We start from the raw sequence: 21,709 nt of genomic DNA, 5'->3' as shown, positions 1-21,709 counted from the left end.
ACGGGTTTCCACTTGGAAGCGTAGAAAAAAGGCGGTGTCCCGTCTGAGGAACACCGCCTGAATCAAATTGAAAAGTACAAAATCTTAGCGCTGACGACGCAGCAGCAAAGCCAGTCCACTCATTCCGAACAGAGCCAATGAAGCTGGTTCGGGAACCGCGGGAATAAACTCGACGCGGAACAACGAAGTGTCAAACGTCGTGGCCGTCGTGGCGGCATTCGAAGGACGCAACGCGAACGTGTCGAAAGCAAATGAACTTGGTGAAGGATCGTTGACGCTAACGGTCGCGAATCCTGCGTTGTTCAAGTTGCCACCGGTCATCGTGGAAACAATGTCCAGCGACGTTCCATTTCGCGTCATGGTCAATTCGTAGGTGTAAGTCGTGCCTTCCGCGTATCCAGCGGCGCCAGTCGTGGCACCGTTTGCCAGCGAGGACCAGTTGCCAGACGAACTAAGCAAATCACCCGCCCCACCGCGTTCGCGCAGTTGGAAGGGATTGGAATTTCCCAAGGTCGGGCTCATGTTCATGAACATGGAATAGCCAGTGTAGACTGCATTTCCTGGCGCGGCATTCGTGTCGATGCGAGAAGCAGCAGGTGAATCAACAACTGCTAAACGATGGTTTTGGCTAGTATTGCCAGCACCAAGACCACTGATGCTATATGCCCAGGTGACTTTGATTGCGTCACCATCATTTGCAAGGTTAATTTCCGAGCCTTCAGCCGTGAAATAGGTCGTCCAGGAAGACGAAGAGGCGATAACTTCGCCTCGCAAGGGGCCGCCGGGGCCGACCGGGTTGAGCGTGCCACCGCCACCTTGGAACCAAGCCGATTCGAGATCGCCGTCGGAGTCGGAATCGACGCCATTTTCAGAAAAGATCGGACCCGCTGGGTCGTCATCGGTGCCATCGATCCAGGTGTCGTTCACAACGACGCCCGCAACAGCAGGTGTGTGAATCGAGAAAAGCGCAAGTGCGCACACAAGACATGCAAGCCACGAACATTTCATTAGACAGTCCCTCCCGGTTAGTGAAAAACTCGCTGTAGTAGTCGATAAGAATAGTTGTCGGTAATCAAGATAAGTGGGCTAGTAACTTGCCCGGGCTAGTAACTTGCCCGGGTATGTGCGTTAGCTGGGGAGCGAAACGCACATTTGATTATCGAGAAAAGGTTACTGACATCGCCGCCGCGATGCCTTGTTCATATCACTCTAATTGACCATTTCCTTTTTGGCCTGCATTTACACTAACTCCGCGTGAAATTGCGCACAAGGAGCAGTTTTTGCATTCAATTCTCATTTTGCGCAAAGGTCGTGATTGCGTAATTAATGTTGTTGATCATTACGGTTTGGTCACCTCGCCGTGATGAGCGCGGCGGTATTCGCGCGGGCTCATGCCGAAGCTTTGACGAAAGGCAGTCATGAATCGCTTCGCGGAATTGAAGCCCGTGCGCTGAGCAATTTGGTAAATCTTGATAGCTGGGCTTTCCGCCAACAATCGCCGCGCATGCTCGAGTTGCTGTCGGCGGATGTATTTGTAAGGGCTCTCTCCGACTGTTTCGCGGAAGCTGTATTCCAACCAGCGGCGCGACACGCCCACATGCAAGGCCAGTTCTTGTACTCCGAACGGCTGCTCGATGTGCTGGAAGATGTAGTTGATGGCTTCGCGGATACGGCTATCAGACACGGCGATGACTCGTGTGGATTCGCGTTCGACGATTCCCGCGGGCGGGATCGTTGTGAACTGGCTGGCAGTTTTACCCTGCAAAAGATTGTGCAAAACGGCCGCGGCTTGATAGCCTTCCAAGCGGTCGTTACGGGCGATGCTGCTCAGCTGCGGCTGGATGTGTTGGCAGATGACTTCCTCGTTATCGACCCCCAACACGGCGATATCTTGAGGGACGTTAATTCCACTTTCCCTGCATACGTCAAGTACTTGCCTGGCTCGGTAGTCAGAGACGGCGAACAGCGCAACGGGAGCGGACAGATATCCGAGCCACTCGGCCAGGGCCTGATATTGCTCCTGCCAATGCAGCTCCTGCACGCCAAAAGTGGGGGCGGCGAGCAGAACATTGCAGCGAAATCCGGCCGCCGCGAGCCGCGATTCAAAACCTTCCTGGCGTAGTTGGGAATAACCAACCTTCGTGAGACCGTAGTAGGCGAAATTCGAGAAGCCGCGCTGGATCAAATGATCGGCGGCCATTTTGCCCAACAGCAGATTATCGATGTTCACCCGGGGGACGGGGGACTCGACCATCGCGCTTGAGATGTTGACCATCGGCACCCCCAAGCGTTGGGCACAGGCCACTTCTTCGGCCGTGTTGAGCGCGGCGATCACGCCGTTGCCGCAGCGTCCTTGGAGATCGAGAATCGAGAGCGAGAGCGATTCGGGGGCAGTAATAAACGACCAACGACAGCCATGCTCGCGTGCGTATTGCAATACGCCGTCGATAAGCATTTCCTGGTGGGCCCCACGAGGAAACGCGAGCGCGATTTGATGAGCCTCGGTCATTGGATGAAAAGTGATATTTTTCGCAGAAAAGGTACGCTATCGTGCGATGCGCATTGTTGAACCATTATTGCAAGAAGTGCCTCTAGAATGCAAACCATATTCTTTTAGAATGAATGAAGAACTTTTCAAGAGGCTTGCTTGCATATTTTTTGGCAAAGCTTAATCGACCTAAAGCGGGAGTCGTTTCTGATAGACATTGTCCTGTTGGCAACGACAGGGCAGACAGGTTGATGAACGATTCGGAAGAACGCTGCGTGATTCAGTCTGCCAAAAAGCTGTACCAGGAGCACATTTAAATTAGAATAAGGTCTAGCGGCAAAAACTTCTTTTCTTTTGCACTAGTCACTTATCGATTTGTTCCACGCTTGAAGATCGACGTCGAAATCTTGGCAAACCTATTGCCAAGAGATTGCTAGTTGGCTTCTGGCAGTTGGACCACTTTTCCAGAGTTGCAATCGACGGCTTGGCCGTCAGTGAAGATCGTTAGTAAGAGGAACTGCTATGAGTCGATCGGTAGTTGTTAGGGAGAGCTTTCTGGGTCAGATCCCTAATTTCGAGGGAAATGGTCCAATTCTGGAGATTTGCCCCACATCCCGCCGACGCGGTTTTACGCTCGTCGAGCTATTGGTGGTGATTGCGATCATCGGTGTGTTGGTGGCGTTGTTGTTACCCGCGATTCAAGCAGCACGCGAAGCGGCGCGGCGGACGCAATGCATCAACAACATGAAACAAATTGGCTTGGCGACACTGAATTATCACGATTCACGCCGGGAATTACCTCCCATGCGCATTGCAGACGGCAATCTGACCTATGCGGCATTGCTGCTGGATTATCTTGAGCAATCCCAAGCTAAAAAGCTGTGGGATAAGAATCGGGGTAGCTTCGGGTGCTTTTACGATCAGACCTTACAAATGAGATCGGCCACTGTGGATGCCTACTTTTGCCCTTCGATGAATCATGAATCGCGTGTGATGTTGGTTCGTAGGGCCGTAGGAGATGGTCATGGTCATCCTCATGGCGATCCCGAGCAATCGGGAACTCCACTTGGCTACTATGGCTCGATTTCAGATTACATGCCCGTGGCCGGTTCGACGTGCTCGATTTTCGACGATGGGGGTGTGCTTAGAACTTGGGAATATTTCGGTGGATTTACGACGGGTGATGCTCATCTCGTTGACGGTCCTGTGCCGCAAGTGAGGCGGGCTACTGACTTAATTAAGAATGGCAACCGTGTTATCGGATGGAAGGGATTAACAAGCCTCAAGAGTATCACCGATGGCACGACCAATACCCTTTTAGCAGGTGAAGTTGGTAAGGGCCGTTCCGAGAATGCACACGCTTTTAATGGCGATCATTCTCCATTCGAATTTGTGGGTAACCGTGCCAATAGCGGAAAAGGATTTTGTGAACGCTGTGATTTACCGCCTCGACCGCAAGGTAATACCGAGGCCGCTATCAACTTTGGTGACAGTGGATTCGGCGGAAATCATCCGGGTACTGTGGTTTTTGCAATGTGCGATGGCAGCGTTCAAGGTCTCTCCAGGGATACCGACCTAAATATGCTTGATCGCATGGCGACCCGTGATGGCGGGGAGGTCATCGACATCAATGGGTCAGCGCCAGTCTGTCCTTAATAGCAGCATTAATACTAAGGCATAAACTTTTCACCATAGCTTTTCTTTAACTTAGTCATCAAGCCAGCAAGTGTTTGGCGAACGGAATGGCATTCCACCATTTCAACTGGGAGAAACTCGATAATGATTGCTCGACTCTTTGGTGTACCTACAGTATTGAAACTTGTATCTCAAAAGTTATTGTTGCTAGCCGTTGGTCTGATGCTTTTTGCTCCCACAGCAGCAAATGCCGCTATCGTATGGGATGGAGAAAATGGAACGTCGTGGTGGTTTGATCCAGTGAATTGGAATATCAATTCCAATGCCAACAATGTTCTGCCTCCAGGTAGCGCAAGTGCAACCGATATTCAGATCAACAATGGTTATGGCATTAATGCGGAGGGCGTTGTCTACGATCCGACTAACGATCCAAATTTTGCAAATGTCGGTTCATTTACTTTTCCATCCGGATATGGCGCTCAGACTTTCGACAATCTCTATATTTCTCGAGCGACAACCAGTTCAAATTTATTGACCGTTAAAGGCGACATGAACTTTGTTGACGGGATTGTGGTCGGTCGTTCAAGCGGTGTTGATGGTGTGGCTACAACCGGTCGCATCAATCAAGTCAGTGGCAATTTTCTAATTCCATTGGATGAGTTTGATCTTGCGGGACCGGACACGTCTCAAGCGGGCATTGGGAACGGTATTTATGATTATCGCGGTGGTGTCTTCGATATTGGGTCCGTGGGTGGGCCAGGCATGAGAATGTCCCACGGAAGCGGAACGATTAATGGGACGACAGCCCAGCCAACAGGTGCAAGTGGAGTTGCTCGCTTCATCGTACATAATCCAAGTACGGGCGGTTATGCGAGAGCTTTTAACGTGGCAATTGCATCATTCGCAGGAATTGCCAACACGACCGATGGTGGAACTACCAACCGAGATCCAGACGGTATCAATCGTGGCGTTGGCATTTTCGAATTTCATTATGAAAACGGACAGACTCGTCCGTTTCAGGTACCTTTTAACCTCTCGATAAACAACGGGTTGACTTCAGCTACAGGCGGAACACGCTCGTCGAGGCTAGAACTTGTTCTCAATGAAGCGGCTTGCGTAGGTGCGGCTTGTGTTCCCAATGATATTGGGCTTTTTGACGTTGATTTCGGTGGGGTTTTCGGTGGGTTGATTTTGGGTACGGGTGACCTCAACGGCAACGGAAGTGAAGTTGATGATCGCGTTTTCTCAAGCGCCGACGGTACGACTCATTATCGTGAAGGTGATATGGTTTCTGCTGTTTTCGGTTCGACTCAATACAACTGGACTATCAGCTATACTGGAGATATCTCTTGGATCGATGCTGATAATAGCGTAGTGGACACCATCCTTGGTGCGGGTAATGGTAAAGACGTTGTCTTGATCGGCCACAGCTCCGTCTCTGCCGGAACTCCTGGTGACTTTGACGATGACGGCGACGTCGATGGCCGTGACTTCCTCGCTTGGCAGCGTGGCAACTCGCCGGCGCCATTTAGCTCTGGCGATCTGAGCACTTGGCAAACTGCCTACAATGGTGGTGCCTTGGCGGGAATCGGTGCCGTGCCCGAGCCGACTTCGTTGGTGTTGTTGTGTCTGGCTGTTGTCCCTTTCATGGGACGCCGTCGGGCATAAGTTCAGCAACGACAAACGCCTGAAACTACAGGGGGCGGCTCGACTTTTCCAAACAATGATTGGGCAGAGTCGAGTCGTCCTTTTTTGTGTCGATGTTGTGGTTGACGCCTGAATAAACCGTGGGCTAGCGCCCTGCGGCTGATCAAATCAGCCGCCACGCGCTAGCGTCCGGTTCATCACTTTTTGTAATTGCTCTAATCTTGTGCGACCGTGGCACTGTCGACGGCTTGCCATTGTTTGAGAGGCAAGCGAACCGTCATTGTGGTCCCCTGCCCTGCGCCGCTTTGGCATTCAATCGTACCATTGTGCGCTTCGACGATAGCTTTGCAAATCGAGAGCCCCAGGCCGGTCCCTTTTTTGGCATCGCGATTCCGCGAGCGGTCAACGCGGAAGAAACGATCGAACAATTGCGGAATATCGTTGGCCGGAATTCCGGGGCCGGCGTCGGAAACAGACAGCAACGCCGAGTGGTTGGCGGCATTGAGCACGAGCCGCACGGTCACTTGGGATTGCGGTGGGGAGTATTTGATCGCGTTGTCGAGCAAGTTATTGAGCAACTGACGCAAATGGGGCTTGTTACCCAGAACAAAAATGCCACGGGCGATTTCGGACTTCAGCGCGACGTTGTTGGCTTCGGCGACACCGCTGAACATGTCGACCGACTTGGCAACGACCTCGCTGAGATTCACGTCGGCGGGTTCACCAACGTGCGGTCGCGCGGCGGCTTCGGACATCAAGAGAAGTTGATTGACTAAGACCTCAAGCGATTCTCCCTCTTCCATGACCTCTTCCAACAGCCGACGATATTCTTCCTGGGAACGGGGCTTGGCGAGCGCGACTTCAATCGAGCTGTGAATCGCCGCTAGCGGAGTTCGTAGTTCATGGGCGGCATCGGCCAAAAAATCGCGCTTTTGATTGATGTAGAGCGCGATGCGGTCGAGCAAGCGATTGATCGTCATCGCCAGTCGGTCGAACTCATCGTACGTGCCGCGAATCGGCAAACGCTCGTCGAGCGCCGCGGGCTTAAGCCGCTCGGCCGTGGCGGACATTTCCTGCACGTCCTTGGTGGCCCGACCCGCCAAGAGATAACCTAACAACGGCGAGAGCAACAAAATCGAAAAACCGGCGGTGACAACCAGCCGATCGACGCGAGCAATGTCGGCGGTGAGATTATCCATCGCCGCGCCGACGCAAATTTTAGCGACACCATGGACGTTGGAATCGACTTTCCGGCAAAGTAAACGATTTTGATCGATGGTGCGTCGCGACCGGTTGGACAGCTGCTGAAAGTCGGAGAGGTTGATGGGTAGTTTTTCGCTTTCCCAGATCACATTTCCTTGGTCGTCAATCAAAATGACAAACCAGTCATGCTCTTTGTGCCCGAGCGCTTTGCGACGAAGTTCGTCTTTGAGTTGCAGGAATTGACTCTCAGGCAGTTCCTGAAGCGCGAGTTGAATTTCTTGCGCGTCCTCGGCGAGTAGGTCGTCGGTCTCTTGGAGCATCGTCCACCATACGCCTTGGCGGACGGCAAACAATGCGGCAAGCACAATTGCCGCAACGCCGAAGGTATTCCACAGCGCGATCCGGAAGCGCGCCTTTTGAAAGAAATTGGCCATACGACTCTTGGTTCAAGGAGTGACTGACAATTCAAGTCATGATAGTCAGCGATAGAAAGAGTGCGAAAGCCGCAATTCGCAAAAGCTGGCCATTATTGAGCCGATGGAGTCAGCGCGGCTCGTAGCACATAGCCGCGGCCACGCACGGTGTGCAATAAGGGCTCGTCAAAGCCGCGGTCGATTTTGCCGCGCAGCCGGGTGACGTGGACTTCAATAACGTTGGTCACTCCCTCCCAGTCGGCTTCCCAAAGATGCTCGCAAATCATCTTGCGAGTCAGAACCTGACCGGCATTGCGCATCAGAAATTCGAGTAAACTGAATTCGGTGGGGGTGAGATCGATTTCTTTCCCTTCGCGCGTCACGCGGCGCGTAGAGAGATCGAGCTGCAGTTGTCCGACTTCCAAGTATTGGGAACTTTGATTGATTGACCGTCGCGTGATCGCCACCAAGCGGGCCAGCAGTTCAGGAAAGGCGAACGGTTTGACGAGATAATCGTCGCCGCCCGCTTCAAGCCCCGCGACGCGATCGTCGACCGAGCCCAACGAAGTCAGAATCAACACGGGGGTATCGATTCCTTGCGCACGGAGTTGTTGGAGCAACTCCATACCATTGAGTTCAGGGAGCGCTAGGTCCAACACAATTGCATCGCTGGATTGCGATTGAGCCTTGGCCAAACCCGCACGACCGTTGGCAACCAACTCGCATTCGTGGCCTGCTTCTTGGAGGCCTTGGGTAAGCGCCCGGCCAATGACCGCATCATCTTCGATAACTAAGACTTTCACGGTTGATCCGCGGGGCTGGTGGAGATGTTCAATGCAAGGTTACTGAAGTTAGCAGCTCGATATGTAATTCTAACGTTTCTATTTTAACGATTTCTGGCCGAAGGGTAAAAGGCGAGCGATTCTTACGGAATTGTAATAGCGCTCAATTTGCGATTGCAGCCACGAGAGCTTACAGGTGTCAATGGCGTGGTCGTCCTGCGATCATCGCCTTCAAGCCAAATTTCAGCCAATATCCCAGGCGATTTGACCGTGCCCGCCAGAACAGAAACCGTTTCGAAAAACGCAATCAGCCGCAGGGATTGGATGATCCGGCGGCTGATTTTAGTATTAGACGACGGTTACGTCGGACAAACATTCAAAAGTGTTTCCTACGGCAGGTTAACAATCCAAACAGCATAAAACCAACCAGTAGGCTATTTGGCTCGGGGATTGCGGTGACATCGGCTGACATTGTTATGCTGTAACTGCTTTGCCAATCGGCCAAATCGTCCACGCTGGAGGGAGCTGGTGATTCACCTCGTTGCCAGGCCAGAAAGTCCCTGCCATCGACGTCACCATCGCCATCAAAGTCACCCGGCACCAAGGGCGACGTTTGCGCTAGGATTAGGACTTCGTAGGGATCGAGCGAAAAGAGCGGAGTCAATGTCTGCGAGTCACCCGTAAATTGGTTGTACCAAGACCCTTGCCAATCGGCAGGAATTTGAATGGAACGCGCGCTATTACGCGTGTTAACCAAGATCAGCACTTGGTCATCCTCATGTTGTCGCATCAGCATCGCCACGTTGCTATTGCTTTGGTCACTCAGCGTTCCTTTTATAAGTGCCTCGTGGTCTTCTCGAATTGCGAATAGCTTTGCATACCACTCGGCTGTCTCGGCACCCGTTGTCCAATCAATTGGCGCCTTCGTGAAGAACGGAATATTTTCTTCCCAGCCGATTTCCTGACTACCGTAGATGAGTGGCGTACCACCGTAAGCGACCGTAACCGCGTAAGCGGCGAGCGAAGCTTCTAAGCTGCCAAAAAGCTCAACGGGCGTTGCATCCCACGCGCTTTCGTCGTGATTTGTCGTAAAGCGAAGCACGCTCTTGCCGGCCGGAACTCCCGAGAATATCTGTTGATGACCCGCTTGCAATGTCAACGCTGAGCCAGACGAATTAAACACGTTCTTCACTAAGTTGGAGAAACTCCAATCAAATGTCAGGTCAAAGCCGGCTGCATGGTGATCGGGTCGATCCCCCTCGGCGAGCATCAAGAGCGGGCGTTCCGTCGCCCCGCGCACGGCGGGTATGGCTTGTTGCCAGAAATCGTAAGGAACAAAGTTGGCGGCATCAGCTCGAAACCCATCAATGCCGACTTCAGTCACCCAATATTGCATCTCGCTAATCATGGCCGACCGCATAGCAGAATTCGAATAATTCAAGTCGGCTACGTCGAGCCAACCCGTTCCTGGGGGGTGAACTATCTGTCCTTGCGAGTTTTGCGTGTACCAATCGGCATTGGATATCCAGGGGTGATCCCATGCGGTGTGGTTGGCGACCCAATCGAGAATCACAGACATCCCACGTTCGTGGGCCGCATCGACGAGTGTGTTCAGCGCCGACAAACCACCGTATTCGCTGCTGACACTTCCGTAGTCTTGCACGGAGTAAGGAGATCCCAGTCCTCCGGCGCTCCGCTCTTGTCCAACGGGATGAATGGGCATCAGCCACAACACGTTGGCTCCGACCTCCTGAATCTGATCCAAACGCGCGGTCACCCCAGCTAAATTCCCTGCTTCTGAGAAAGCGCGGAGATTGACTTCATACAAGACGACGTCTTCAAGCGCGGGCAAGGCCAAGACAGTTGTGGAGTTCAGCCAGACCAAAAGTCCGGTAAGACTACTAAGCAAAGCCCGATTAAAGAGAGTCTGCCACATCCGCCAAAACCCTGGGTATCGATGAGACCCTCATTGTAACAGAAGCTGATTTACGTGTTGAGATTTTGTCGGCATTTCACCAACTGAAATCTGTCTTAAAGACAGGACAGCGGAAGAGATGGCAAGCGGGCTCGATAGGGAATAAAAAAACTCCGCACTGGCAACATCGCCAGCGCGGAGTTTTGTGATTTTCAACACTAGTTGGTGCTGCCGGGACGCATGGGAACGTCGGAACTGTCAGGAGCCAAGCTCTGGTCGGTATTCTGACCGCGGTTTTGCTCAACATCGGCGGCCGAACGTTGGTCGCCACGTTCATTGGGATTATCGCCTTGGTTAGCAGCGGGTGCCGAGTTAGCAGCCGTGGGAGGTGCGGGAACTTGGGCATTGGCCGATTCATTGGCGTACGACTGACCGTCCATCTGCGAGCTGTCGATTTTTTGCGATTGGTGTTCGTCATACGTGCTAGACGACTCATAACCGTCCATATTGCAACCACATGGTGCAGGCGCGGCCTGATGATGGCACGTCTGAGCACAAGATTGATGACGCGATCGATGTGGCCGACAACGCTTGCGGCAGCGCGCTTCGGCGCTCTCGCTCACCAAGCTAAAGAGTGAAAGTGCGATGAGAAAACTCGCAATACCTTTGAAACGACTCATTTTTGTCCCCTCTGTGAACAGGTTTAAGAGATCAGCCGAGTGCTGATTGATTCTGTTTAGAGCTAGCAACTCGCATACCGACATTTGGGAAAAGTTCGAGTACGAGATACCTGTACCGCGATGCGAGTCAGCGGGAATTCGGAAATTGGTGTTTGTGTAACCTAAGTGGCCTAGTGATGATCAGTGTATTGCGAGAAGTTGCTGTTCCGTAATCTCGAGGACCACTAATCGAGTTCATCGAGCAAACTTTGGACTTCTTCGCGGCTGGTTTTGGTCTCGAACACGATCGATGTCAGCGGTTGGCTAATCTCGTCCAAAGGTTCTTCGACCGTGTATTTCAGCCCAACACTATCAAAAAGCACCCGAATTTGAGGAACTTGGACCGGCGCGATTTCGAGGCATGGTCGACCAGTGTTATCCTCATGGACTTGGATGGGAACATTGTCGGTAGTGCTCGCGTCGCGCATGAATTGAATCCTATTTTGGGGTGTACTTGTACGAATTGCTGACTTCATAAGTAGCAAAAGAATTGCCGTGATCAGGATTGATCCGAAGCCCCAAGCTTATTCGTGTAAAATCTAAACCTCGGCGATGCTCTTTCAAATCGCAGTGAGCCCGTAAATTGGGCGCAAATAACTCAAGGCATTTTCTATGCCCTTCGTCGTATGGGAGGAGAAAGCCTGGGCGGGGATGCTGTCGGTGATGCTGGGGATCGAAGATAACACTCGCCGCGCGGCTTGCTTTCACATGGCTATGGGTTTAATGACTATCAACAAAGCGACAAACACCGATGAAATCTTCTAAATGGTCCTCTGCCGTCGCTTGAAGCAAACCGCCGTCAACCATTGAAAAAACAATTTGGCCGAGGTCATCACTGGTGAGGAGACCCATCTCGTGTAGAGCCGCTTGCCACTCAGTTCCAAATAGACTTTTAGCGTAATGGGGTATTGCTAAGCAAAGCTCTTTGGCGGAACAATGTCGCGAATCTGCTTCACAGTCACTGGGCTCTTCACCGGCGTAGAATGGTGTTACGTGCAATGCATCAATAACAAATAAAAACGTATCGACAGGAATGGCTGCTGAGATTGCCAAAGGGCTGTAGTACTCTAAGCGCGGATCGTCTGAATACCAACTCATAACTGAGCTCGAAAAATCATTTGATTAGGACTATCGATCGCCGTGGAAGGTCATCGGTCTGCAAACGCGACTAACTGTAGCTCTGGGAGCGGGCATTCCACTCGAATGCGTAAGCCACTAACCACAGAATGAAAAGTACAGGAGCGGCATAATTGCTGACGAATGCGAAGGCGATGGGACTTTGAGCGTCAGGGTGCCAGACCGTTGCATCTAAGTACACGTAGGCAAACCATGCCAAGTATGCAATGGTTGCAAACAAGCATACTAGTTGACTTCCGATCGAACGCCAGCGCATCACTACCGCCGCGATCAGCAAGTAAGGAATCATAGTAAACGGAAAGAACAGTAACAACGCATTCAGGGACATCTGGCCAATCACGATCAGGTACGTCACGAATGCTATACCAATCAACGTCAGCGTCACAAATCGCAACATAGCCTGGCATCCCATCTCGTTGCCGCCCCAACGGCGGATTAAATGATACTTACTGCTTTAGCAATTATTGCATAGGCCTGCTTGTGGCGGCAAATCCGTAGAAGAACAAACCACAATGGATCGTATTTAAATAAGGCAGAAACAACACTCTGCTGCTGAAATATCATTCAGCCAAGCACTCCTGAAATTCCCAGGAAGGCATGACCCATGACCAACTGGCATTGATCTTTCAGGATATCCGCCGCTACTCAAGCAGCAGTTCATGGCCAGAAAGTCCTAGTTCCCGAACAGATTGGAGGACCAGCGGAGGGCAGCGAAGAATTTGCATTCCAAAAGAAGAAAGCCTAACAGCCATAAGTGACTGTCAGGCTTAGCTTTTCTTTAAGCGACGCCGACGGGGCTCGAACCCGCGACCTCTGGATCGACAGTCCAGTGCTCTAACCAATTGAGCTACGGCGCCGTGTTTATGGTTTCGATTCGTTTGCTAGCAAATCCAGTGCAGGACAGGCCTTACATGGGTAGCGACTTTATCGGCAAACGAGACCCGAAAATATACTGCCAGCACCGAAGTCTGGCAAGGGGGCTTGGGGCACCTATCCACCACTGCTGGGACCTTTCGCCAGGGACCTACGTTCACTTTATTTTCCCGGCAAATGCCAGATCGCGCTGTCAGCCGTGGGTTGAGCGAGCCGAGCTTCGGCAATCCGGTGAGCTAGGGCTTCGACGGCCGCGTCGTGGGGATAATCTTCGCCCATTTTGATGACCAGATCGCCCGCGAGCGTGAGATTCTTGGTTTCGAGCGCCGTCAGAACGTCCTGATAACGCGAGCAATGTTGCTGCCAATCGGGCGGCGTACTGCGGACGATTTCATACAAATCGAGCGGTTGCTCGATGTTCACGACTTTCACCCGCGCGAGCCGCCGCGTGGCGTGGGGTTGGGAAAGTCCGCTGAGGGTTGTGCCGGTGATGAGGCATTCCGTGCCGAGATATTTGGTGGCCCCCTGCACGCGGCTGGCGATGTTGACCGTATCGCCGAGCGGACCGTATTTGAATTTTTGCTTCGAGCCGGTGTTGCCGACCCGCGCTACGCCCGAGTTGATGCCGATGCCCAGATGGACATCGCGGCCGAGTTGCCGTTTCCAGCGATTGTTGATTTCGGAAAGCGTGCCGAGCATCTTCATCGCCGTGCGGCAAGCGAGATCGGCGTGATCGGCTTGGGCGATCGGTGCCCCCCACATCGCCATCAATTCGTCCCCGAGAAAATCAACGAGCACGCCGTCGCTTTCGAGCACGCATTCGGCGAGCGAACCCATCACGTCTTGCAGCCACGTCATCGTGCGCGCGGGGCCAAGTTGCTCGCTGATTCGGCTGAAGCCACGAACATTGGCGTAGAGCGCCGTGATATTGGCATCGCGGCCAGTGAGGAGTTGCGGATCATTCTCCAATTGCATCGCCAGTTGCGGCGTAAAGAATTGCTCGAACTGCACGCGGGCCGCCATCGTTGCTTGTTCTTCCTTCACCCTCGCGAGTGCCGCGGCGATGCCAGTCGCCAAGACTTCCACGAGTTTGGCTTCAAACGGACTGATTTCGGGGATGCATCCGGATTTGTGACTACTCCTGTCACCGTAAAGGATCCCCAGCACGTTTCCTTTGCCATCGAGAATCGGTGCGGCCACAAGCGCGAAGATGTTTTTCAAACTTTGTGCGGTATCGGGGGCGTTGGCGGGAACGTTGCGAAAGGTGCGCCGCTCGCGGATGACGCGTTTGAGCAGCGTTTGATTGGGGATCCACGTAGCTTCGTTTTGTCCATCGACAATCGAATGCAGCGCGGCAACTTTCCAGCGACCGTCGGCTTCGCATTCAATCATCGCCGCGGCGTCGAGGCCGACAATTTTCACAAGTGCCTTAGCAGCAAGCACGGGGAAGTCGCGTGAGTTGGCGGCGCTTTGGAATACGCTGAGTACGGTCTCCAGCCATTTGATGAGAAGCCGTTCGTCCATTGTGCCGATGTTGAGCCGGCCCAGGCCTTGCTCGAACACTTTTGTCCCCGGCGGCATCGTGGCTTCGGGGAGCGGCTGCAGATCAAGATCCTCTTCCAGTGGCGGTTCCACGCGCACCGCATAGGTGCTGAACTGCGCGAGTAGCGGTGGGCTGGTGATTGTTTTTTGGCCCGGGTTAAGCAGGATGTCTCGCGACAACCGCACGGGCTGGGTCTTGCTCAGATTCTTGATTTCAATCTCGTTGTCGCTGATCGCGCGCAGCGAAATGTGCGAGCGCGAAATGTCGACGTCGTCGTACGGAGCGAGCACGATCCGGGCGTGGTCGGTTCGTTCGATCCGCCGCCGGGGAGCCGGTTCACCCGAGCGTTGGCGGCCGATTTCCAAACGCGTGTCGAGCGGCGTAGCGAAGACACGTTGATGGCGGTGATAGAACAAGACCGAGAGGATGGTCTTTTTGGCGGGCTGCAAAAGTTGAAGGGATGTAGTAGCCATACGGCTCGCGACCCTGGAAATCGAGAAGTTGTGGCCAGTTCCCTGCCTCTTTTATGGTAATCGACGCGGCGGGGTGAGCCTACAGCACGGGGCGTGGAGAGCACGGAATGGCTGCCTTTCTCGGCAAAATATGCGGTTTGGGGCTGTCGTGCGGGTCATGGGCACCTAGCGCGAATGCGATAAACCCCAGCGCATTCCGATGCGGCGATTTTCGCACTTGCGGCTACAATAAGCTCCGTAGGCACGGAATCGAATTCAACACATCAACAAGGTTGAGAAGATGGCTTGTTTGCGCGGTGTCGTCGTTTTGGTTGTTATCGTCATTGGTGCCTTTGCTGAACTTGCGGCTGCCCAACCCTATCTGCCGGGCATCGACGTTTCCAACTATCAGGGGAACGTCAACTGGACGTCTGTGAAAAACGCTGGGATCAAGTTCGCCTTCACCAAGGCGACTGAAGGGGTCGATTTCGTTGATGCCAAGTTCACGCAAAACATGACCAACGCGATCAATGCGGGGATGCTCATCGGGCCCTATCATTTTGGTCGTCCCGATAGCGCGGAAAGCAACCCCAACGATGCCATCGACGAAGCGAATGATTTCGTCGACGCGATTCAGGGTTATTACGCTCAACCGGGGCATGTGCTGCGACCGGTGCTTGATGTCGAACGGTTGCCCACGATTGGCGAATTTTCCGGTACGCAGAAGGCCTATGTTTCGGAATGGATTCGCGATTTCGTTTCCGTCGTTGTGAACCGAATGGGGTTCGCTCCGATCATCTATGCAAATACGAATTACGCTACAAGCTATTTTGAATCCAACATTTCACAGTACGATTTTTGGCTCGCTAACTACAATTACACACCTCCTGCAGAACCACCGGCGTCGGCCAGTGGCATTTGGAGCGATTGGGATTTCTGGCAGTTCACTGCTTCCGGAACCGTGAGCGGCATCAGCGGCGCAGTCGACCGCAACGTGTTTGAAGGAACGATGGACGATCTCTTGGAGTTTGTCCCCTTCGAACCGTCGGGCGATTTCGATCGCGATGGTGACGTCGATGGCCGCGACTTTCTCGCTTGGCAGCGTAATGTCGGATTGGCCACGGGCGTGACCTTCGCCAAGGGGGACGCCAATCACGATGGGGCGATCAATGCCACGGACCTCGCGATCTGGCAAACACAATATGCCAACGGATCGCTGGCCGGCTTGACGACCGTGCCCGAGCCGTCGACGTTGTTGCTCGTGAGCTTGTGCAGCGTGCTGGTGTTGAAGCGCCGTTCGCGGTAGCCCCTCATTCCCGCGCAGAGCCTGCCCTCACGAAGGTGAGGGCGGGAATCCAGTTTTCCTCAAATTAAGCGAACGGGCCGGCTGTAAAGTCGGCCTGATTTTAGTTTGCTGTACATCGAACTGGATCCACTGAGCAAATTCTGCTCGGCAGTAACAAACACCTTCAGGAGATTATTTCTCTTCATCTGCTTCGGGCTTGGCAGCATCTTCGGCGGCAGCTTCCTCGGGAAACAAATCTTTGTACCTGGGATTTTCCTTGAGCGCTTTAAGAAGATGCTCCGACCACTCGTCCTTGCGGGCTCCTATTGCCAGGAGCACGTCGTCGGGGGCGTTCGGGTTTTTCGCGAGCGTGATCTCCGTGCCGATTTGATAAGGCTTGCCGTGCAGGCGACGCAGAACTTCGGGGGGCGTGTTGGGATTTCCCGCCAGCCGGTTGTCGAGTTCGTAGCCCGCTTGCAGGCCCGCGAAGTTGGCGAGCGCTTTGAGTCGTTCGGATGAGGACTCCGTTGACGAAGCATCGACAAGTGCCCGTCGGGCATCGTGATAGACGAAAATTGACCAACTGAGCGCGCCGATCCAGAGCACCAGCAGCAGGCAGCCGAAGATTGACAGCCGGCTTTTCATCTCGCTGGTGTTAATCAAGGCGATGGCTGCGATACCCGTGACGAGCCAGAACAGGGTTTTCCCCACCAGATACATCAGCCAGACAGAGTGCTGCGAGTCGGCCCCGAATTCCGACATGAAGCGATAATCGGCGAAAGCTCTGACGGCAATGAGTAATAGAACGATCCCTAAAGCCAATTTTCTCACTGCGAAACCGCCTGCGCTGATTGAATCTGTATTGTCTGTACGAACACGTGGAAGTGCATTTTAGCGAAAAGGCCGAGTGGCCGGGAGTGGGCGAGCACTTACACCCACCTACACAGCTTTGTAGCTCTTCTCGCTGGCTGCGGTTATACTAGATGCTCACCCCAAGACTTCTCTGGAAACCGTCATGCAAATTTGGCTCGATTCTCGTTGGCGGCTTCTTTCTGCTCTGGCGCTAACCGTAGCCAGCTTCGCAGCTTCTGCTCACGCCCAAACGCCCCAATACCGGCATGTCGTGTTTATCACCAATAACACGTACTCAATCTCCGCAGGTGCAGAACCGCATCCCGGCGCTTCGAACTTCGGCGGTGCTTTGTCGGCTGACTTGCAGGTGAACCGACGCGCCAACGCTGCCCAACTTCTTCCCGGCTGGAATGGTAGCGATCGCATTTATAAAGCTCTGATCTCCACCAACGATGTCAACGCGCGAGATCGCATGGAGATCGTCGGTCCTGTTTACAATCGAAACGGCGATTTGTTGGCCACCGATAGTGCCGATTTTTGGGACGGTTATCTTCTCTCTCCCGTGAACTACAACGAATTTGGTACGGCGCTTCAGGCCAATTCACCTTTCTGGACAGGCTCTGATTTTAATGGGTACCAATCCTCGCAATGCTGCCAGAACTGGACTCAAACCACTTCCCAAATTGGCGCGGTCGGTTACTCCAGCGCAGCAGACTTGTGGTTCAACCAGGCACAACTCAGTTGTAGCCAGGCACGGCGGTTAATGGGAATCAGCCCACCGATTTTGCTGGGCGACTTTGATCGCGATAATGACGTGGATGGACGAGACTTTTTGATCTGGCAACGTAGCGATCCTAACTCTTCCGTGATCACGTCTGCCGGCGGCCTCGCAGGTTGGCAAACCAACTACGGCGTGGTCGTCGAACCACTGGCCGCATCAACCGCCGTGCCAGAGCCTAGTAGCATCCTTCTTGTTGGTTTGGCTTCGTTAGGTCTGCTTCGTCGGCGTTAGTCGAATGCCGGGTTATCCGCAGCAGCGAGAATATCTTCCCGTAAAACTGAGATCGTCGTACACCGGCAATGGATTCGCTCTTCTGGGGGAAGAATGTACTGGCCGGGATAGTCGCACACGCGGCCACTCGCGAAAATCCGGCCTGCCCAAAGCGTTATTTCCAGCTAGAATATCAGCACGCGCCTGTAGCTCAGCTGGATAGAGCAGCGGATTTCTAATCCGCCGGTCGCAGGTTCGAGTCCTGCCAGGCGTACTAATATCTATGCTCACTTTCACAGCCATCGCCGTTGTGTTGGCCAATCTTTCGTCCCAAATCAGTGGGCCCGCTGACGTCGCTCTCCCCGCGCATTTTGTTGATGATCCGCGGCTTTCTCGGTCTCTCGACCAAATCGTTACCGAGCTTGGCCTTGATCGCGAGTTTCCGACCGAAGATGGGCCCGAGCGGATTTCGCTCGCGGTCATTGATCTGTCGGCTGATCCGCCGCGGTTGGGGGGCGTGCATGCCGACAACTTCATTTATCCGGCGTCGGTTTACAAGATGTACGTCGCGGCGGAGGTACTGCGTCAGATTTCCGATGGCAAGGCCGAGCTTGATACGAAGTTTGTCGTGAAGGACCCCAACGTCGTCGACCGCGTGAAAGAAATCCCTACGGATCCGCGGCCGTTGATGGTGAATGGCGACGAAGTGACGTTGGGGTATCTTTTGGATCTGATGATTACGCGGAGCGACAACACGGCGGCGAATTGCCTTATCGATTTTGCCCAGCGCCCGGCGATCAATTCCTTGCTGCACGAGTATGGTTGGCAGGGGAGCGAAGTGACACGCAAGTTTCTCAAGCGAACGGTCGAGGACCCAGGTTACGCCGACGTGCCGGGGACGGAAACCTGTGCCCTGCACGCGGCGGATTTTCTGTATCGCATCCACGCCCGCAAATTGGTGAATCCCTGGGTGAGCAGGCAACTGGAAAGCTACTTGGGACGGCAACTTGATAATACGAAGCTCGCACAGGGGCTGCCCCGCGATGCGATGTTCTATCACAAGACGGGTTGGTACGCCGACTGGGCCCACGACGTGGGGATTGTCGACGATGGGAAGACAAAGTTCGTGATTGCGTGCTTTTTGCCACTCAACGAAGTAGCCGCGAAACCTAAGTTTAAGGAACTGGGCGAGCGAATCTTTGCGCTGATGGCAGCACCCGAGAGAGCAGCATCTCCGTAGCTTAACTCCTTCTCTTCATGGCGGCGGCTGCCAAAAGTATTGAAGCGAGCAACAGCGAACTGGGCTCGGGCACGGTGCCGTCAATCGTGGGATACTGCCGAATGGTAAATGCTGTGATTCCGTCGGGCACGTCGATGTGAAAATGGAGATAACCGACATAAACCAACGGTGGAACGACGCCGTTGTAGGCATCGATCGTATCTTCGCCCACGACGATGGTCGTAAAAGGTCCCATTGAAACCGGCGAATTTTGTTCTGGGAAATCGAAGTCGAGCCCATCCCCCGCTGTTGAACGAGCAAAGTCGGTCCCCATGCCAAAGCCGAGTTCCATGTGGTAGTCGGTCCAAGGAATACCCGTGCCGTTGAAGACCCCTTCGCGGAAATGATATTCGGTCACGCCGCCAGAATCAGACACGGTAAACTCGATATCGACCGGCCCGATGCCGACATAATTCTTCTGCGGGATGAACACTTCGTTGGGTGACGTGCCCACGGCGTCGTTATTATTAGGCACGATCGGCGGCACGATCGGTTGAACACCGACCGAGGCGATTCCCGACGACCACGAGAAGCCGGTGATCTCGCCGGCATGCGTGTAGGTTGCCAGGAGTACGTTCACAGCGGCCAGCATTAAAAATTGATAGCATTTCATGTTGTTGAATCCTTAAGGAATTGAGTTATCGATTTAGCGACGACGGAATGCAGAGACTGCGAGCCCACCAAGGGCGAGAACGAGAGCAGATGGTTCGGGCACGGTGCTGGTCGGATATTGTTGAATACGCAGGATTTCGCCGCCGGTAGACGAAGTCACGACGAGCGCTTGTTTGTGAATTTCAAAGATGTCGCCGGGCATCACTGGCTGGCTGAAAGCGTAGAGATCGAGTGTCTGCATGCCGAGACCCCAGGCCGAGAAGCCAATCGATGTATTGTTGACTTTCAGCCCTACGACGCTGCTCCAAGTGGCTGGCACCAAACCCACGGGCGGTGGCAGGATGATCTCATGCCAGTCGGTCCAGGGTTGAGTCCCCACGTTGACAACCGTTTCAATGAGATCCACAACTTGTAGGCCAGGTGGGATCGCGTTGAGTGGGTCGCCGATAGATTTCAGCCACGAGTTCGGCGCGGGGCCAAGTGCCACAGGAATGGGGCTTGTCGCGGTACCGATGAGGATTTGGCCGTTTGGCTGAGCAGCGTGGATTGAGAACATTGGCACAGCGGTGCCTTGCGCCCAGGCGATGCTGCTTGTGATCAAAGTGGTGAGAACGACTGCTAGGCGTATTTTGTTTTGAGACATGGTAAGGACCTTTTTGAAAGATGGAAAAATTGATTTAACGAATTCTGCAACTCGAACAGGCAATTGCGGCAAGTCCGAAGAGTAAGAGAGATGTTGGCTCGGGAACGGTCGGCGGGAGCACCGCCACACCCGAAAGCAAGAGCACGCTGGGCGGGAGGGTCGTGGTTTGCGGAGTCCAATTCACCCCTCCGTCGCCCGAGTAAAGCAGCAAGCTACTGCTACTCGACGTGGAGAAATTTAAGACCGAGCCCACGGCCCAGCCGTTATTCGCGTCTGCAAAGGCGATGTCACGGAGAACGGTGATCGTGTTGCTGCTGGAGCTGATGTTCGTCTGCGCCCAATTCGCACCGCCGTCCACCGTACGGAGGATTTGACCGCCCGTGACCGAGGTTGCCCAACCTGTTTGGGAGTCGAAGAAATTCACAGCTCCCAGTTCGAGTGTCGTACCCGAGATTTGTGCATTCCAAGATGCACCGCCATCAGTCGATTTGAGAATCTTTCCGGCCGAGCCCACAGCCCAACCCGTAAGCAGATCAGAAAAATCAACACCATTGAGAATGCCGTTGGCAATTGGACCCGGCAACGAAATCGGGGCGGACCAGTTTGTGCCATCGGTCGTTTTGCGAATGACACTGGCCGTACCGGCAATTTGCCCTCCTACGACCCAACCCGTCGTAGAGCCAGGATGAAAGTCGACATCAACAAGACTTTCATCGCTGCCGATGGTCTGCGAAGTCCAGCTCGTGCCGCCATCAGTCGTTCGGGCGATCACCCCTATGATCGGGGCTCCGACACGACGACCCACAGTCCAGCCGGAATTGGCATCTATGAAGTCGACACCCCGTAATATGTCGTTAGCTTGCAACGCAGGAACGACGTTGGTTTGCGTGGTCCAGGTGCTGCCACCGTTGGCCGTATGCACGATCCGACCCTGCTCTCCCACGGCCCAGGCGTTTAGTGCGTCCACCGCATCAACGCGAGTGAGCTCAATGTTTACACTGCTGGTCTGACTATTCCAGGGAGTGCCGCCACCATCAGTGGTGTGTGCGATCGCACCGAGCCTGCCTGTCACCCATCCGGTGACAGGCAGGGCCATCGCTGGGGTCGTTGCCGCAAACACTACGGCCGCGATTGCTAAACAAAACTTGCCATGGGTAGATAGCGTCCGACGCCACCTCGATAGTGCAAACGCGCTCTTTGTCGCAGTAGTATCCATGATGTCTCTCAGATTTGGTAGAAT

Annotated in this window: 19 protein-coding genes and 2 tRNA genes; 6 read left to right on the top strand and 15 right to left on the bottom strand. The window is 53.8% G+C overall.

Going from position 1 to position 21,709, the window contains the following annotated elements; all coding sequences use genetic code 11:
* Nucleotides 1-84: 84 nt before the first annotated feature.
* Nucleotides 85-1,008 carry a PEP-CTERM sorting domain-containing protein gene (locus AC6T8Q_RS12940; RefSeq protein ID WP_500679474.1) on the bottom strand — a complete coding sequence of 308 codons (924 nt, stop codon included), beginning with the start codon at nucleotides 1,006-1,008 and terminating at the stop codon, nucleotides 85-87.
* 331 nt (nucleotides 1,009-1,339) lie between these two features.
* Nucleotides 1,340-2,509, bottom strand: coding sequence for a XylR family transcriptional regulator (locus AC6T8Q_RS12935; protein WP_500679473.1), 1,170 nt, complete (start codon nucleotides 2,507-2,509; stop codon nucleotides 1,340-1,342).
* Between the two features lie 501 nt (nucleotides 2,510-3,010).
* Between AC6T8Q_RS12935 and AC6T8Q_RS12930 the strand changes: the two genes are divergently transcribed.
* Together AC6T8Q_RS12930 and AC6T8Q_RS12925 are read left to right on the top strand one after the other, a co-directional pair.
* Nucleotides 3,011-4,144, top strand: a complete 1,134-nt coding sequence (locus AC6T8Q_RS12930) for a DUF1559 family PulG-like putative transporter (RefSeq protein WP_500679472.1) — start codon at nucleotides 3,011-3,013, stop codon at nucleotides 4,142-4,144.
* Between the two features lie 123 nt (nucleotides 4,145-4,267).
* On the top strand, nucleotides 4,268-5,791 hold the full coding sequence (locus AC6T8Q_RS12925; protein WP_500679471.1) for a PEP-CTERM sorting domain-containing protein: 1,524 nt from the start codon (nucleotides 4,268-4,270) through the stop codon (nucleotides 5,789-5,791).
* Nucleotides 5,792-5,985: 194 nt separating this feature from the next.
* Here the strand turns inward: AC6T8Q_RS12925 and AC6T8Q_RS12920 are convergent, their stop codons facing one another.
* The 9 genes from AC6T8Q_RS12920 to AC6T8Q_RS12880 form a co-directional block, all read right to left on the bottom strand.
* Nucleotides 5,986-7,407, bottom strand: coding sequence for a sensor histidine kinase (locus tag AC6T8Q_RS12920; RefSeq protein ID WP_500679470.1), 1,422 nt, complete (start codon nucleotides 7,405-7,407; stop codon nucleotides 5,986-5,988).
* A gap of 92 nt (nucleotides 7,408-7,499) precedes the next feature.
* Nucleotides 7,500-8,189, bottom strand: a complete 690-nt coding sequence (locus AC6T8Q_RS12915; RefSeq protein WP_496922837.1) for a response regulator transcription factor — start codon at nucleotides 8,187-8,189, stop codon at nucleotides 7,500-7,502.
* 355 nt (nucleotides 8,190-8,544) lie between these two features.
* Entirely contained in the window at nucleotides 8,545-10,104 is a 1,560-nt protein-coding gene (locus AC6T8Q_RS12910; RefSeq protein WP_500679469.1) for an alpha-amylase family glycosyl hydrolase, read from the bottom strand.
* Nucleotides 10,105-10,301: 197 nt separating this feature from the next.
* The gene (locus AC6T8Q_RS12905; protein ID WP_500679468.1) at nucleotides 10,302-10,763 is read right to left on the bottom strand and encodes a hypothetical protein; all 462 of its coding nucleotides are present in this window, start codon (nucleotides 10,761-10,763) and stop codon (nucleotides 10,302-10,304) included.
* A 224-nt stretch (nucleotides 10,764-10,987) separates the two neighbouring features.
* Nucleotides 10,988-11,230: a hypothetical protein gene (locus AC6T8Q_RS12900; protein WP_500679467.1), complete on the bottom strand. Its 243-nt coding sequence runs from the start codon at nucleotides 11,228-11,230 to the stop codon at nucleotides 10,988-10,990.
* 292 nt (nucleotides 11,231-11,522) lie between these two features.
* Complete coding sequence (locus AC6T8Q_RS12895; RefSeq protein WP_500679466.1) at nucleotides 11,523-11,900, bottom strand: hypothetical protein; 378 nt, start codon at nucleotides 11,898-11,900, stop codon at nucleotides 11,523-11,525.
* Nucleotides 11,901-11,970: 70 nt separating this feature from the next.
* Nucleotides 11,971-12,336, bottom strand: coding sequence for a hypothetical protein (locus AC6T8Q_RS12890; RefSeq protein ID WP_500679465.1), 366 nt, complete (start codon nucleotides 12,334-12,336; stop codon nucleotides 11,971-11,973).
* A 386-nt stretch (nucleotides 12,337-12,722) separates the two neighbouring features.
* Nucleotides 12,723-12,796, bottom strand: a tRNA-Asp gene (locus AC6T8Q_RS12885).
* Between the two features lie 178 nt (nucleotides 12,797-12,974).
* On the bottom strand, nucleotides 12,975-14,828 hold the full coding sequence (locus AC6T8Q_RS12880) for an adenylate/guanylate cyclase domain-containing protein (RefSeq protein ID WP_500679464.1): 1,854 nt from the start codon (nucleotides 14,826-14,828) through the stop codon (nucleotides 12,975-12,977).
* Nucleotides 14,829-15,108: 280 nt separating this feature from the next.
* Here AC6T8Q_RS12880 and AC6T8Q_RS12875 point away from each other — a divergent pair, with 280 nt between their 5' ends.
* Nucleotides 15,109-16,113, top strand: a complete 1,005-nt coding sequence (locus tag AC6T8Q_RS12875; protein WP_500679463.1) for a glycoside hydrolase family 25 protein — start codon at nucleotides 15,109-15,111, stop codon at nucleotides 16,111-16,113.
* 171 nt (nucleotides 16,114-16,284) lie between these two features.
* Here the strand turns inward: AC6T8Q_RS12875 and AC6T8Q_RS12870 are convergent, their stop codons facing one another.
* Nucleotides 16,285-16,923 carry a hypothetical protein gene (locus AC6T8Q_RS12870; RefSeq protein ID WP_500679462.1) on the bottom strand — a complete coding sequence of 213 codons (639 nt, stop codon included), beginning with the start codon at nucleotides 16,921-16,923 and terminating at the stop codon, nucleotides 16,285-16,287.
* A gap of 184 nt (nucleotides 16,924-17,107) precedes the next feature.
* Between AC6T8Q_RS12870 and AC6T8Q_RS12865 the strand changes: the two genes are divergently transcribed.
* The 3 genes from AC6T8Q_RS12865 (at nucleotide 17,108) to AC6T8Q_RS12855 (ending at nucleotide 19,175) form a co-directional block, all read left to right on the top strand.
* Nucleotides 17,108-17,956 (top strand): PEP-CTERM sorting domain-containing protein, encoded by an 849-nt coding sequence (locus tag AC6T8Q_RS12865; protein WP_500679461.1) that lies wholly within the window; start codon nucleotides 17,108-17,110, stop codon nucleotides 17,954-17,956.
* Nucleotides 17,957-18,135: 179 nt separating this feature from the next.
* Nucleotides 18,136-18,209: transfer RNA gene (locus AC6T8Q_RS12860), tRNA-Arg, on the top strand.
* Between the two features lie 9 nt (nucleotides 18,210-18,218).
* Nucleotides 18,219-19,175 carry a serine hydrolase gene (locus tag AC6T8Q_RS12855; protein WP_500679460.1) on the top strand — a complete coding sequence of 319 codons (957 nt, stop codon included), beginning with the start codon at nucleotides 18,219-18,221 and terminating at the stop codon, nucleotides 19,173-19,175.
* A gap of 1 nt (nucleotide 19,176) precedes the next feature.
* Here the strand turns inward: AC6T8Q_RS12855 and AC6T8Q_RS12850 are convergent, their stop codons facing one another.
* The 3 genes from AC6T8Q_RS12850 to AC6T8Q_RS12840 are packed head-to-tail and all read right to left on the bottom strand — an operon-like array spanning nucleotide 19,177 to nucleotide 21,685.
* Nucleotides 19,177-19,827: a choice-of-anchor F family protein gene (locus AC6T8Q_RS12850; protein ID WP_500679459.1), complete on the bottom strand. Its 651-nt coding sequence runs from the start codon at nucleotides 19,825-19,827 to the stop codon at nucleotides 19,177-19,179.
* 33 nt (nucleotides 19,828-19,860) lie between these two features.
* Nucleotides 19,861-20,469, bottom strand: a complete 609-nt coding sequence (locus AC6T8Q_RS12845; protein ID WP_500679458.1) for a PEP-CTERM sorting domain-containing protein — start codon at nucleotides 20,467-20,469, stop codon at nucleotides 19,861-19,863.
* 34 nt (nucleotides 20,470-20,503) lie between these two features.
* A complete protein-coding gene (locus AC6T8Q_RS12840) occupies nucleotides 20,504-21,685 on the bottom strand; it encodes a WD40/YVTN/BNR-like repeat-containing protein (protein WP_500679457.1) in 1,182 nt (393 codons plus the stop codon).
* Between the last annotated feature and the right edge of the window lie 24 nt (nucleotides 21,686-21,709).

This window comes from Bythopirellula sp., assembly GCF_041737835.1.
Classification (GTDB): Bacteria; Planctomycetota; Planctomycetia; order Pirellulales; family Lacipirellulaceae; genus Bythopirellula.
Note: the sequence above shows the minus strand (reverse complement) of the source record. Positions and strands in the feature narration are given on the sequence as shown.